The following is a 13,251-nucleotide window of genomic DNA, read 5'->3' on the forward strand; positions in this document are numbered from 1 at the left end:
GGGGAAAATCCGCTGTCCCTGCAGCCGGGGGTGGCCGCGCTGGTCAGGGGCCCGCAGGTGCGCGAGTTCGAGAGTGCGGACGAGCTGATTCGTTGTGCGCGAGGGGAAACTGGCTATCTCGGGAACGTCTTCGGTGCGGCCGGAGGCGTTATGGGGGTACGGTTCTCGCCCACCGGAACCAACATCACCGCCAGTCCACGGCGTTCGATGTGCTCGCGGCGGTGAGTCAGGAGTCCGGAAGCGTGCCGTCCTTCGTCCACGAGAACATTCCCCGCGACGACCTGTCCACGTTCCCGAATCTGATTGGCACTGCACACCAGACGCTCAGCGACCTGGCCTGGGAGATGCTGAGCCGGGAGCCGATGTGAACCTCAGCCGGGTTCAGCTCTTGGCCAACGGAACCGTCTGCCCCCCAGAAAGGTCCGCGTCTGTCACACAGTCCTGCTCGAGAAGCGTCAGCTCCACCACTACGAACCGGCCCGGGTTGTCAGCGTCCTGCACCCGTCGGCGCAGGACGAACGCCCCAGAGACGGTCCAGGTGAAGATGCTGCGGTAGGAGGCTCCGTGCTCCTTCCCGGTGACCTCGGACTCGAAAAGGCCGGTCCCGGCCGGGCGCCAGGACCGACGGTCCTCCGGAACGAGCAGTTGCTCCGCCGCGGTCGCGAATTCGAGGGCCGATACGGTCCGGGGTTCTTGGCCGGCCTCGTGAATGATGGCCAGGCCGGTGGCCAGGTCGCCGGACACCTCGGTCGGGCCGGGTAAGGGCCGCGTCGTCTGGGATTCCGCTTCCATGAATTCGGTGACTGTGCGCGGCGCGAGCCCGAAACCGTCGGGCGCGTAGATGTCCGCCCGCAGCTCGACCGCACGCCGTCCGTTCCCGTCACGTAAACGAAAACGATTGCCGTGCAGCCAGATGTCAATCATTGTCGTGGTCTCCGGCGTGCCGGGCAGCCGACGGTGCCGCCTCAGCCGGGCGTGAACGTTCGGGTATCCGAACGCCCGGTCGCTGCTGGAGGAGGTGTTCGATGACATTCGCCTGTTCCTTCACTGGTGCCGAGCCAGGTTCCCGGTGGGCGGATACCCACGCCCATTCTAGATACCCGCAGCGAGCCTGGGGGCACGGCCTGAGGCGCAAGTTCGAGTTCCGCATGTCCCGTCGGGCGCCTGAGACACCGACGTCCCCGGCCACCGGCGGTCGGACCGGTGGCGGAAGGGACGATCCGGGTCAGCTCATCGGCATGACGCGGGCGACCTTGATCGAGCTGGTGGTACTGCCCTCAGCCGGGTAGGCCACGCTGCCGTCCTCGTACGCCTTGAAAGCCGTGTAGTTGTGGTCCTTCACGGCCAGCGTGAGCGGCGAGCCGATCGCTGCGCCGGTCGAGCGGTTGAGGATCTGGGCCTGGGTGCTGCTGCCGGAGCCCCAGCTCAGCAGCATCCGGTCGGTGCCGTACGTCACCAGGTGCGGGTGCTGGGTCGAGGCTCCCGGTTGCACGGTCTTGTCGGCGGCGCCGGTGGTGAAGTGGGAGAGCTTGGCGGTGCCGCCCTGGCTCCATGCCGTCCAGTAGCCGGTGTCGGCCAGCACTAGGTCGCCGCCGAAAAGAGTTCCGTCACAGGTGCTCGCCGCTACCGTTCGATACGGGTTGGGCTGGGCTATGCGACAGTCGTTGTCGGTGGCGCAGACCGTGACGAAGTCCTTCTTGGCCGGGTCGTAGACGATCCGGGAGGTCCAGGCGTGACTACAGCCCACCTCGAAACCCTTGCCCGACACCAAGTTCCCGGTGGTGGCGTTGACCACCTGCATCCGGTCGCCCTCGTGGATGTCGACGCAGCTGCCGTTCTTCACGGTGATGGCCACGCCGAAGTAGGCGGCGTAGTTCGTGCCGTCGTAGGCCAGGCGGCCGTGGTGCTGGTACCACCAGACGAAGCGGGCGCCGTCGCTGTAGCCCTTGCGGCTGTCGGTCAGGTTGGTGACCTGCTGGTCCCAGACCTGCTGACCCGTGGTGTCGAACCGGATCATGTGCATGGTGTTGCACGGGCTGGACTCGCCGCCGCACAGCGGGCCGGTGCCGCAGTCACCCTTCCTGGTGATCAGCAGCACGCCGCCCTTGCTGTCGGCCTGGACGTCCTGCAGGTCGAAGCCGTCGTAGGTGACGGGAGTGCCGACCAGCTGGTCCTCGCAGTCCAGCTGGCCGAGGTGCACCTTCTCGTCGGTGCCCACCCAGGCGAGCCACGACGTACCGCCCGGGGTGGAGGCGATCGCCACCGGTAGCACCTCGGTGTCGCTCTCCCCGCCGTAACCCTTCACGGTGGTGGGCAGTTTGACGTCGGTGACCTTGACCTCGGCCGTTGCGGAGGACTTGCGGGCGCAGGCGCCGGCGACGGGTGCCGTGGTCGCTCCCGGTGTGGTCGCGGCGGGGCTCGTGGTCTGCGTGGGGCTCGCGGTTGTGGTGGTCGCGGTCGCGGTGGGCGCGACGCTAGGGCTGGCGGTGCTGGTCGGGGTGGCCGACGTGGTGGGCCTGGCCGAGGTGTGGGGCCGGGAGTGCGGTGTCCGGTTGTGGTGGGAGGGCTGACGGGCGGAAGCGGACTGCACCGCGACGGTCGTACCTGCGAGGGCGAGTACGACAGCGCCGAGGCTCAGGGTCCAGATCCGCCAGGTGGGGTGCTTGCGCCTACCGGGCGGCCGGGGAGAAGTTCGCATGACGGCAGGGTTTCGGGGGCTGCCTTAAGCATGTCTGGCCTACGGGCTAAATCCGGCATATTCCCAGCCGTCTTCCAGAATCGTGTACTGTCCACCCGGGCCCGTCGACCTGCGAAATCCACGGGGTGACAGGCGGTACGCCTTTCAGGGGCGCAGCGTGTCCTGCCCCGGCCCACCGCTGAACTTGTCCGTGCCCGGCCCGCCGTCGAGCAGGTCGTTGCCGCTGTTGCCGTAGAGCGAGTCCGCACCCGCCTCGCCGTACAGCTTGTCGTTGCCCGGGCCGCCGTAGAGCGTGTCTTTACCGCCGCCCCCGCGCACCACGTCGTCGCCCGCCCCGCCGCGCAGGAACTGGGAGCCCACGCCGGCCAGGATCGTGTCGTTGCCGCTGCCACCGTCGACATCGCTGTAGCTGCCGGTGGTGGTGATGGTGTCTGCACCGTTGCCGCCCTGCACGGTGGCGACCGAACCGGTGGTGATCTGGTCGTCGCCGTTCTGGCCCCAGACGAAGCTGCCGTCGTTGGTGGCGGAGTGGCTGCTGTCGAAGGTGTCCTTGCCGTCGCCCAGCCAGAACTCGTTGAAGTAGTAGACCTGCGTGGTGTTGTTGTGGAACTCGACCGAGTCGTTCTTGTCGCGCAGGTTCATGCCCAGGCTGCCGTACGGGTCCTGGCTGTCGACGGGCTCGACCTCGCAGCGGATGCTGGTGTGGTCGTCGTCGATCGGGTACGAGCAGCCCCTGCCGATCTTCACCTTGACCGAATCATCGATCAGATAGACCAGTTTCGTGCGCTCGTCGTTCCAGGCCACCGAGGCCACGACCTTGTTGCTCTGTCCCTTCGAGGCCTGGTAGGTCAGCTTCCAGCCGTGCGCGTTGACGCTCGCGGTGGCGGGGCCGGGCGCGGCCTGAGCGGTGCCGGCGGTCGCCACGAGAAGGACCGCGGACGCGGTGCCCACCACACCGCGCCGGGTGATGTGCCGGGTGATGTGCAGGGCCATGGCATGCCTCCAGAATGACTACTCTCGGTGCTGTCGCTGGCACGTTACGCCACTACGGCGGGCGGGGCAGATGTTCTTCACGGATTCGGCCGGAGAAGCTCGTGCGGTGATGAGGGCAGCCGCGGATGACGACCCTTCGCGGCCGTGTCGTGCAGTAGCGCGAAGGCTTCATCGCTGGTCAGGACGCCCTTGGAGACGGCCGTCGCGGCCAGGTCGATCGTCTCGTACGTGATGATCTGCTGGCGGCGGGCGTACCGCACGGCCTCGCGGTCGTCCGAGATCCACCAGGAGCCGCGGAACTCCGCCCGATGCTTGATCAGGTAACAGGTCTGCGCCTCACCCAGATGGGCGAGCGGCTGTGCGCTGCTACCGCCGAATACCGCCCGCCGGATGCGCTCGACCGTCGCGACCTCCCGCCGTCCGGACAGCTCCACCGGATCATCCAGCCAGCCCCGGAGCGGTATCAGCGCGAGCTCGGGCAGGACGCGACTCGACCGCTGGGCCTCGTCAGCGACAGCCTCCGTCCAACGGCCCCGCCCGTGGAGAACGGCTTCCAGCACGTCCAGCCGGCTGACCGCGGCGAAATTGCAGAGAACAGTGTTGTCGGGAAACACGCAGGGCGGTTGCGGTAGATCGGGGCGCCGGGCCAACTCGCTCTACTCCTGCGCCTCGAGCGACTCGTGCAGCTGATCCACATCGGCCCCGATCAGCGCCGCGTACGGTCTCAGGGTGGCCTCGCCGGACTCGTACGCCTGATAGGTGTCGCGCAGGAGCAGGCCTGGTGGGCGAACGCTGCTCGCCACGGCCACCCGCGCGGCGAAATGTTCGCTGCGCCCGGCTGTCTGCGCGGCCTGCGCTCCGGTGAGCTGTCGAAGGCGCTCGCAGGTCTCGTCGTCGGCCAGCTGGAGCTCGCGCAGGCGTACGGCCAGGCCGGCGGGGGAGACCAGGAGCTCGTCGGCGAGCGCCGCGTAGGTGGTCGGTGTGGCCGCTCGCAACTGGTGCTCGGGCATGAGGAAGGCCGCCGCGAACGCGTTGGCACCCTGCTCGCTCGGGTCGAGGCGGTACGAGCCGGCGTAGATGTTCTCGTCGATGTGCAGTTGCTGGTCGTCGCCGGCCAGGAGGTGCCCGAGTTCGTGGGCGAGGGTGAACCGCTGGCGGGCCGGAATCTGGGAGGTCGAGACCAGGATGAGCTTCACCTCGTCGCTGGACACCGAGAGCCCGTCGAAACCCGTTCCCAGGGAGCTGATCGCCACGTCGACCCCGAAACTGGCCTCGATCACCGTAGCCAGATCGGGTTCCGCCGGGGAATGGCCGGCCTCTTCCACCCGCGCCCGTGCGGCTTCGGCCATCCGCCGGACGTTCTGCTCCCGCGGCAGGGGTTGCCAGGGCTGGCCGAGGCCGAGGAAGGTCATGTCGGACCGCAGCGAACTGAGGCGCTGGGCCTCGTGCACCGCGGTGGCCGCACTGCCGCCGTTCGACCGCGCGGCCACGGTGATCTCGAGGCCGGTGCCGGTGATCAGCCAGTCGACCGTGACGTTGGACAGTTCGGAGATGCGGGCCAGTTCGAGGGAGGTGAAACGCCGCCCACCGCGCAGAGATTTGGACAGCTTGGTGGTGTCGAGGCCGATCTGGTCGGCGTAGGCCCGGTGGGTCAGGCCCGATGCCGCGATGAGTTCGCGCACTCTCTCGGACGTATTCGGCATGCTTCGACCGTAAGCCATCGTTGCGATTTTCGCAACGACCGGAACGATGGTGCGCCCGTCCCGGTTGGCGCTTGGCCGGGGCCGGGGCACGATGGCAGGGTGGGCGGCCTGTTGCGGACGAAGAGGGATGACCGACCGATGAAGATTCGCCGGGCCCGGGTGGTGACGCTCGCCCCCAGCGGGCGCGTGGCCATGATCGAGCGCTACGTGCGCGGGCACCGCTTCCTCAGCGTGCCCGGAGGTCGCCTGGAGCCGGGGGAGTCACCCGAGCAGGCCGCGCTGCGGGAGATCCAGGAGGAGCTGGGCCTGCGCATCACCCTGGCCGGCCGCCTGCCCGATCACGAGGGGCAGGCCTACTTCCTCGCCGTCGTGCCCGAGGAGACCCGGCTCGTCATGTCCGGCCCGGAGGCCAAGCACGAGAACCGGAACAACCGCTACACGCCGCGCTGGGTCGACGCGGCCACGCTCGACGGTCTGCCCCTGCGTCAGCCGGTGCGTCATCTGGTCACCACGGCGTCGATCGCCGTCGCGGCCACCATGGCGACAGTGAGACCAATGGTGGACGTCGACGAGACCGCCGCTGTAGGCGTCCCCAATTCTGTGGTCGGGGAGCCGGTGATCGACCTTACCGACCCGCTGCTGGTGCCTGGACCCCTGCCGGATTTCGACCCGGCCGCAGCAACTTTCGAGTTCGGCCAGCGGATCCGGCGGCGGTTCGTGTTCCGCCGCCGCGACGACCACCGCAGTAATCGCACGGCCGAGCGGTTCGGCGTGCGGCGCTGATCCGCCCGCCGGGCGTCACCCCACGGTGACGGCGTCGAGCAACCCGACCGAGCCGAGCGCCTCGTCGAGACGCCGGGCCGGCGCCCCGCGTTCTGTGGGCGCGCCCTCGTACCAGACACCCAGATCCAGAACGGGTACCGACGATGTCACGTGCTCAGTCCTCTCCGATGTCCTCGTGCCACAGGTCCGGCCGGGCCGTGACGAAGCCCCCGAGCAGCGACACGCAGGTCTCGTCGTCGAGAATCGTCACCCCCACGCCCAGTTCGGCCAGCCAGTCGTGCCCTCCGGTGAAGGTCCGGCTCTCCCCGATCACCAGGTTCGATATGCCGAACTGCCGCACCAGCCCGGAGCAGTACCAGCACGGCGACAGCGTCGTCACCATGGTCGTGCCGCGATAACTGCGCTGCCGTCCGGCTTTCCGGAAAGCATCGGTCTCTGCGTGCACCGAGGGGTCATCGTCCTGAACTCGCCGGTTGTGCCCCCGGCCCAGCAGTACGCCGTCGGCGGCGAAGAGCGCGGCCCCGATCGGGATCCCCCCTTCGGCCAGCCCGGCCCGGGCCTCTTCGACGGCGACGGCAAGCATGTCAGCCGGCGGCGGCAGCGGTGGTGACGCGGTCATGCCCCTCCTTCCCCTTTCGTGATCACGGCAAAGACGTCGGTCGGGCCGGCTTCAGCAGCTGGAACAAGCCCGCGTAAAACCCCACCGCCAGCCCGAATCCGACCACCGGGGTCAGATCGCCGACCGAGGCCGAGGCCAGCGGCCCCACGTACTTCTCCTGGTTGCAGAACAACCACACCGACACCACCATGGCGACCAGCATCGCGACCGGCCCGGCGAGGTTCACGTAGGAGGGGTCCTCGATGATGCCGTCGAGCGCCGCACCCCGCCGCAGCCACCGGTCGGTCAGCACCACGCCCAGCCAGGGCGCGATCCAGTAGGCGATGACCAGCAGGAACGCCTCGTACTTGTGCCCGGCGTCGGCCAGGCCGTTCCAGGCCAGCACGAAACCCACCGCGCCGAACCCCAGCGCCACGATCGCCCGGCGCAGGCTCAGCGGCAGCGAGATGCCCATGGCCAGGAACGACACCGCCGCCGAGTACACGTTCAGCGCGTTCGCCGACACCGCGCCCAGCGCGATCCCGAGCAGCACCAGGTTGCCGATCCAGCCGGGCATCATGCCCGTCAGGTCGCCCACCGGGTTGTCGTTGCCGATGGTGCCCGCGCTCGCGGCCGCCGCCCCGACCGTCATCAGCAGGGTGCACGAGACGAAGTTGCCCCCGCCCGCGTACAGCGCGGTCTTCCGGCGGCTGGTCGAGGTGGGCAGGTAGCGCGTGTAGTCGCTGGCGTAGGGGTTCCAGCCCGCCGCGTATCCGAAGGCCGCGCTGAAGGCCAGCGTGAAACCGCCGAACCCCGGCCCGTTCCCGGGAGCGCCGAGGTCGGCCTGGCCGAACACGCTGATCGCGCCCAGGGTGAAAACGATCACCAGCAGCGGGAAGGCCACGCGCTCGAAGGCGTGCACCAGGTTGTGCCCGAAGAACCCCACCACGAGCTCGGCCAGCACGATGATCACCAGCGACACCTTGGCCGACAGGTCGGTCAGGGCGCTGAGCGCGAGGGCACCGCTGACACTGTTGACGGCGAACCAGCCGATCCCGGCCATCACCGCGTTCAGGCCGGCCGGCAGCACGTTGCCCCGGAAGCCGAAAGCACTCCGGGAGAGAATCATCTGAGGGACCCCGGCCCGGGGGCCCCAGGACGAGAGCACGCCGTGGGTGATCGCGCCGGTGGCGTTGCCGAGCGTGACGGCCAGCACGGCCATCGGCAGGGACAGACCGAAGAACAGCACCGCGATGATGCCGACGTAGATGGTCGCGAACTCGAGGTTGGGGGAGGCCCAGGTCCAGAGCAGCTGGAGGGGCGTGCCGTGCCGCGCGGACTCCGGCACCCGCTCGACACCGCCAGGTTCGACGGCCGTGATGCTGTCGCCGTACTGCGTGAGGTCCGACGAGTCGGTGTTCGTCTGCGCCGTCATGGGGCAACGATGCGCCGGGTCGGTGAAAAGCAACAGCGGAGGACGCGTGTGCGCGCGTAAAAATTGTGTTGCGGCTTCCAGAGCGGTGAGGGGACCGGCGGCCGGGTGGTTTCCCTCTTGTCCCGGTTCATGCCGGGGTTCAGTGTGTGGTGGTGAGTTCGGCGTCGCTGGTCGTGACCGCGCCATCGCCGTCCGTGCCGGCTTCGGGCACGCGGCAGTGGTCGCGTACTTTCGCGATGACACTGGTGCTCTCGCTGCTGGGTGCGGTGTTCATGGGCCCGCTCTGGCGGGAGTACCCGGTCGTCGCCTTCGGCAGCCTGCTGTTCGGGGCGATGCTCACGTGCGCCGGGGTGATCCTCTGGGAAGAGCCCGGTCACCGGCGCACCGCTGTGCTGCTGATCGCGTCGGCATTGCTCTGGGCGCTGGGCTGGAGCGAGGAGTGGGCCTTCGGGCCGCTGCCGTTGCTCTCGGGCCTGTCCAGCTTCCTCGCGCTGTCGCTCGCGGTGTGGGCCATGTTCCGCTATCCCGATCCGGCGCTGATGAACCGCACCGAAAAGGTTTTCGCCGCTGCGCTGGCGATTGTGCTGGTCGGGGGCATCCTCGCGCAAGACCTCACCATGCGCCCGGAGTGGAAAGACTACGACCCGGGCACCTGGTGGGTCACGCTGTACGCCGACCGGGGTCTGAACGACGCGGTCATCCAGGTCGCCAGCGCCGGGCAGCTGGTGCTCGCGGTGCTGTTCACGGTGCTCTGGACGGTCCGGATCCGGCGGATGCGGGGCCTGGACCGGCAACTCCTGACCCCGATGGCCCTGGCCGCCCCGGCCACCACGCTGGCCGCGGTCAGCGTGCCCGTGGCCCAGTTGCTCGAGGTGCACGGCGACTGGAAGGACTACACGTTCGCCCTGCAGGCCACCTTGTTCGCCCTGGTCCCGATGGCCTTCCTGGCCAGTGTGGTGCGACGGCGGCTGGCCGACCAGGCGGTGCTGGCCCTGATCCGGCTGGTGCAGCGTCACCCGACCCCGGAGGCCGTGGAGAACGCCCTGCGCGAGGCCCTGCTCGACGAATCGCTGCACGTGCGGTACTGGGCCCCCGAGCTCAACACCTACGTCGACACGACGGGCGCCCCCGACGGCAACACCCCGACCGATGAGGGACGCCTGTTGTTACCGGTCGCGTCGGCCTCCGGTGCCGCTCTGGCGGTCATCGACACCGACCCGGCCCTGCGCCGGCATCCCAACGTCGTCGCCAACGCGGTGGCCGCGAGCGGCCTGGCCCTGGAGAACGCCCAGCTCCAGGCGGCGGTGCTGGGCCGGCTCAGCCAGGTGCGCTCGAACCGGATGCAGGCGGTGCGGGCGGGCGCGGCCGAACGGCGGCGCATCGAGCGCGATCTGCACGACGGCGCCCAGCAGCGGCTGCTGGCCCTGAAACTGTTTCTGGCGGCGTCGGACTCGAACGATCTCACAAAGACCTCGCGGGAACGGCTGAAGGGGATCAGCCAGGAGATCTCCCGGGCCCTGGACGAGCTGCGCGACCTGGCCCGCGGTATTCACCCGGCCCTGCTCAGCCAGGCCGGTCTGGGCGCGGCGGTCGAGGCGGTCGCCCAGCGGCAGCCGGGGCCGGTCGGCGTGGCCCTGCCGAGTGTGCGGTTCCCGGCGGCCACCGAGGAGACCGCCTACACCCTGATCTGCGCGGTGCTGACGGCGGCGCGGGAGCCGACGGGCCGGCAGGTGCATCTGGAGATCCGGGGGCACGAGTCGGAGGGGGTGCTCATCATCGAGATCGAAGACGATGACGCCCGCCCGGCCCAGTTGCGTCTGGGGGCGGAGCTGCCGGGGATGATCGATCAGGTGCGCGCTCTCGGCGGCGACGTGATGTTCTCCGCGCTCGGGCACGGTGGCTCGTTGATGGTCGCCGCGGTACCGGGGGTCTGAGACGACGAACGGCGGCGGGCCGGAGCCCGCCGTCGTCCATCATGTGAGCTCTTACTGACCGGCGGAGACCGTCTCGCGGTGCCCCGGCGGCGGACCGAGCTTCTCGAGCAGGGCCTCACCCTCGATGTCGAGGTTGGGCAGTGCGCGGTCGAGCCAGGTCGGCAGCCACCAGATGCTCTTGCCCACGATGGCCATCACGGCGGGGACGATGAGCATGCGTACCAGGAAGGCGTCGGCGATGACGCCTACGGCCAGACCGAAGCCGATGGTCTTGATCATGACGTCGTCGCCGAGGGCGAAGCCCGCGAACACGCCGAACATGATGATCGCGGCCGCCACCACCACGCGGGCGCTGTGGGAGAAGCCCTCGATCACGGCCTGCCGGGCCTGGGTGCCGTGCACGTAGGCCTCGCGCATGCGGGTGACGAGGAAGACCTCGTAGTCCATGGCCAGGCCGAAGAGCACGCCGGTGAGTAGCAGCGGCAGGATGAACACGACCGGGGTGGTGACGTCCAGGCCGATCAGGTTGTTCAGCCAGCCCCACTGGAACACCGCCACCGTGGAACCCAGCGCGACCCCGACCGAGAGCAGGAAGCCCAGGGCGGCCTTGAGCGGCACCAGGATCGAGCGGAACACCAGCACCAGCAGGATGAACGCCAGACCCACGACCACCGCGAGGTAGAGCGGGAATACATCGGTCAGCTTCTGCGAGATGTCCACGCCGACGGCGGTCTGGCCGGTGACCATGGCCCGGGCCCCGGTGTCACCCGGCAGGGACGCCAGGTCGTCCCGGATCGTGCCGACCAGTTCCTTGGTGGACGAGTCGGCCGGTCCGCTCTTCGGGATCACCGTGATGCTCGCGAAGTTCACGGCCTGGAGCTGCTGCGACAACGCGCTCTGCACCGCGGCGTCCGGAGTACCCGCCGGCACACCCGACAGACCCACGCTGACCACATCGGCCGAAATACCCTGGAGCGTGGTGAGGGCCTGGTTGGCCGCGCCGACCGGGTCGCTCGCGCCGGCCGTGTCGACGATGACGGTCAGCGGGCCGTTCGCCCCGGCGCCGAAGTTCTCGGCGATCAGGTTGTAAGCGATGTTGCTGTCACTGCCGGCCGGGGCGGTGGACTCGTCCGGGATCGCCAGCTCCATCTGGGTGACGGGGATGGAGATCACGGCGGCCAGCGCGACACCGAGCACCAGCGCGGGCCACTTGTACCGGCTGACGCCCTCGACCCAGCGGCGGCCGTTGGTGCGCACGCCGTCGTCTTCGGGGTCACGCTGCTTGAGGAACTTGATGCCGCCCTTGAGCACCCTCTGACCGGCGAACCCGAGCAGGGCGGGCAGCAGGGTGAGGGCGATGAGCACGGCGATCGCGACCATGACCCCGGCCGCGATCCCCATCTGGGTGAGGAACGTGATGCCGGTGATGCTGAGGCCGACCAGCGCGATGATGACGGTGAGCCCGGCGAAGATGACGGCGGAACCGGCCGTGCCGACGGCACTTCCGGCTGCGTCCGCCAGTGATCGTCCGGTGCGCACCTCGTGCTGGTAGCGGCTCATGATGAAGAGCGCGTAGTCGATCCCGACCGCCAGGCCCAGCATCGAGCCGAGGGCGGGCGTGACCGAGCTGAGCTCCACGAAACCGGTCAGCGTGGTGATGCCCGCCGCGCCGATACCGACGCCGATGATGGCCGTCAGCAACGGCATCCCGGCCGCGATCAACGACCCGAAGGTCACCAGCAGCACCACGAGAGCCACGGCCACACCGACGATCTCGCCGGTCGGGGCGGCTGCCTCGGCGGCCACGGCGTCACCGCCGAAGGCAGCCGTGAGACCGGCGTCCTGGGCGACCTCCTTGGCCTTCTCCAGGGCGTCCTTGTCCGCCTCGGTCACGTCGACCGCGGTGACGGTGTACGAGAGGGTGGCGAGACCGACCTTCTGGTTCTTCGAGTACGTCACCGTGCTCAGCGGGTCGACGCCCTCGGTCCGCTGCACGTGGTCGGTCGAGGCCGCGGCCAGCGACTCGGAGATGACCTTCTGGTTCGCGTCCGTGTCGAGGGTCTGGCCCTGCGGGGCCTCGAACACCAGGCGGGCCGTGGCGGCCTCGGCGTTGGTGGCGGGGCTGCGCTGCTCGATGAGGGCGAACGCGTCGGTCGACTCCAGCCCGGGCAGCGAGAAGTTGTCGTTCGTCTGGCCTGCGAGGGTGGCCGTGCCTGCGCCCATGAGGACCAGGAGCGCGAGCCACACGGCCGTGACGATCCGGCGGTGGACGAACGACCACCTACCCAGCCGGAACAGATGCCATGCCATAAAGGCGCAACCTTTCGGGGGAAGCGGGGGAAAAGGTCACTACGCAGTCAGCAGTGACTGCCCGATCGGCACAGTAGCCCGAAGTGAAAGTCACTACCAAGATGACCCCCGCTGTTATTGTGCGCGTCATGGGGCTCAGGGAGCGGAATGCCGCGCGCACTCGCGAGATGATCATCGACACCGCGCTGTCCTTGTTCCTCGAGCGCGGGTACGAGACGACCAAGATGGAAGACGTCGCCGAGGCCGCCGGGATCGGTACCTCCACGCTCTACCGGTACTTCCCCACCAAAGACCTGCTGATCATCGAGCCCCTCGCCTTCCGCGGAAAACTGGCCGAGCGCCTGCGGAACCGGCCCGCCGACGAGCCCATCGACGTGGCCCTGGGTCAGACCATGCTCGAGCTCTTCGTCGAGCCCCGCGGTGACCGCGAACGTCTGCGGCGCATCAACTCCGTGGTGGAGAGCACGCCCGGCCCCCGCATGCGCCTGCTGGAGGAGTTCGTCAAGGAACGCGTGCTCCTGGAGGGCGCTATCGCCGAGCGCCTGGGCCGCGCGCCCGACGACGTCTACTGCGTGATGACGGCCCGGCTCGCCGCGGCCATGCTGGAGTACATCGCCGAGCTCACCTGGAACGTGCCCGGTGACGACAGCGCCGTGGCCGAGCAGTACGTCCGCGACGTGTTCGCCTCGGTGACCTCCCAGATGTCGGCCGAGCCCCCGGCCGTGCCCGTGCTCACGGCAGCGACCTGACCTCGTCCGCCGCGATGCCCTTCACCCACCAGCGGCGGTACACACCGT

At 69.1% G+C, this 13,251-nt stretch carries 13 protein-coding genes; 4 read left to right on the forward strand and 9 right to left on the reverse strand.

Features of this window, described 5'->3' with window-relative positions; translation table 11 throughout:
* Positions 1–242 precede the first annotated feature (242 nt).
* Positions 243–368 carry a hypothetical protein gene (locus LR393_RS34885; protein WP_269326469.1) on the forward strand — a complete coding sequence of 42 codons (126 nt, stop codon included), beginning with the start codon at positions 243–245 and terminating at the stop codon, positions 366–368.
* A gap of 13 nt (positions 369–381) precedes the next feature.
* Here the strand turns inward: LR393_RS34885 and LR393_RS02475 are convergent, their stop codons facing one another.
* The 5 genes from LR393_RS02475 to LR393_RS02495 form a co-directional block, all read right to left on the reverse strand.
* Positions 382–1,032 carry a hypothetical protein gene (locus LR393_RS02475; protein WP_231481309.1) on the reverse strand — a complete coding sequence of 217 codons (651 nt, stop codon included), beginning with the start codon at positions 1,030–1,032 and terminating at the stop codon, positions 382–384.
* 193 nt (positions 1,033–1,225) lie between these two features.
* Positions 1,226–2,698 carry a hypothetical protein gene (locus tag LR393_RS02480; RefSeq protein WP_231481311.1) on the reverse strand — a complete coding sequence of 491 codons (1,473 nt, stop codon included), beginning with the start codon at positions 2,696–2,698 and terminating at the stop codon, positions 1,226–1,228.
* A gap of 144 nt (positions 2,699–2,842) precedes the next feature.
* A complete protein-coding gene (locus LR393_RS02485) occupies positions 2,843–3,691 on the reverse strand; it encodes a calcium-binding protein (protein ID WP_231481313.1) in 849 nt (282 codons plus the stop codon).
* A 77-nt stretch (positions 3,692–3,768) separates the two neighbouring features.
* Positions 3,769–4,305 carry a hypothetical protein gene (locus LR393_RS02490; protein ID WP_231481314.1) on the reverse strand — a complete coding sequence of 179 codons (537 nt, stop codon included), beginning with the start codon at positions 4,303–4,305 and terminating at the stop codon, positions 3,769–3,771.
* Positions 4,306–4,347: 42 nt separating this feature from the next.
* A complete protein-coding gene (locus LR393_RS02495; RefSeq protein ID WP_231481315.1) occupies positions 4,348–5,394 on the reverse strand; it encodes an XRE family transcriptional regulator in 1,047 nt (348 codons plus the stop codon).
* Positions 5,395–5,532: 138 nt separating this feature from the next.
* On the opposite strand from LR393_RS02495, the gene LR393_RS02500 reads away from it, so the two are divergent.
* A complete protein-coding gene (locus LR393_RS02500; protein WP_231481316.1) occupies positions 5,533–6,177 on the forward strand; it encodes an NUDIX domain-containing protein in 645 nt (214 codons plus the stop codon).
* A 15-nt stretch (positions 6,178–6,192) separates the two neighbouring features.
* Here LR393_RS02500 and LR393_RS34890 read toward each other — a convergent pair whose 3' ends face one another.
* From LR393_RS34890 to LR393_RS02510, 3 genes are read right to left on the reverse strand one after another with little or no spacing between them, the layout of a single operon-like run.
* Complete coding sequence (locus LR393_RS34890) at positions 6,193–6,327, reverse strand: hypothetical protein (protein ID WP_269326470.1); 135 nt, start codon at positions 6,325–6,327, stop codon at positions 6,193–6,195.
* 4 nt (positions 6,328–6,331) lie between these two features.
* On the reverse strand, positions 6,332–6,796 hold the full coding sequence (locus LR393_RS02505) for a nucleoside deaminase (RefSeq protein ID WP_231481317.1): 465 nt from the start codon (positions 6,794–6,796) through the stop codon (positions 6,332–6,334).
* A 22-nt stretch (positions 6,797–6,818) separates the two neighbouring features.
* Positions 6,819–8,210 (reverse strand): purine-cytosine permease family protein, encoded by a 1,392-nt coding sequence (locus LR393_RS02510; RefSeq protein ID WP_231481318.1) that lies wholly within the window; start codon positions 8,208–8,210, stop codon positions 6,819–6,821.
* 152 nt (positions 8,211–8,362) lie between these two features.
* On the opposite strand from LR393_RS02510, the gene LR393_RS36115 reads away from it, so the two are divergent.
* Positions 8,363–10,144, forward strand: a complete 1,782-nt coding sequence (locus LR393_RS36115) for a sensor histidine kinase (RefSeq protein WP_231481319.1) — start codon at positions 8,363–8,365, stop codon at positions 10,142–10,144.
* A gap of 51 nt (positions 10,145–10,195) precedes the next feature.
* Here LR393_RS36115 and LR393_RS02520 read toward each other — a convergent pair whose 3' ends face one another.
* Positions 10,196–12,454 carry an MMPL family transporter gene (locus LR393_RS02520; protein WP_231481320.1) on the reverse strand — a complete coding sequence of 753 codons (2,259 nt, stop codon included), beginning with the start codon at positions 12,452–12,454 and terminating at the stop codon, positions 10,196–10,198.
* A gap of 128 nt (positions 12,455–12,582) precedes the next feature.
* Here LR393_RS02520 and LR393_RS02525 point away from each other — a divergent pair, with 128 nt between their 5' ends.
* Entirely contained in the window at positions 12,583–13,203 is a 621-nt protein-coding gene (locus LR393_RS02525; protein ID WP_231481321.1) for a TetR/AcrR family transcriptional regulator, read from the forward strand.
* Positions 13,204–13,251: the final 48 nt, after the last annotated feature.

The organism is Kineosporia mesophila, from assembly GCF_021129235.1.
Taxonomy (GTDB): domain Bacteria; phylum Actinomycetota; class Actinomycetes; order Actinomycetales; family Kineosporiaceae; genus Kineosporia; species Kineosporia mesophila.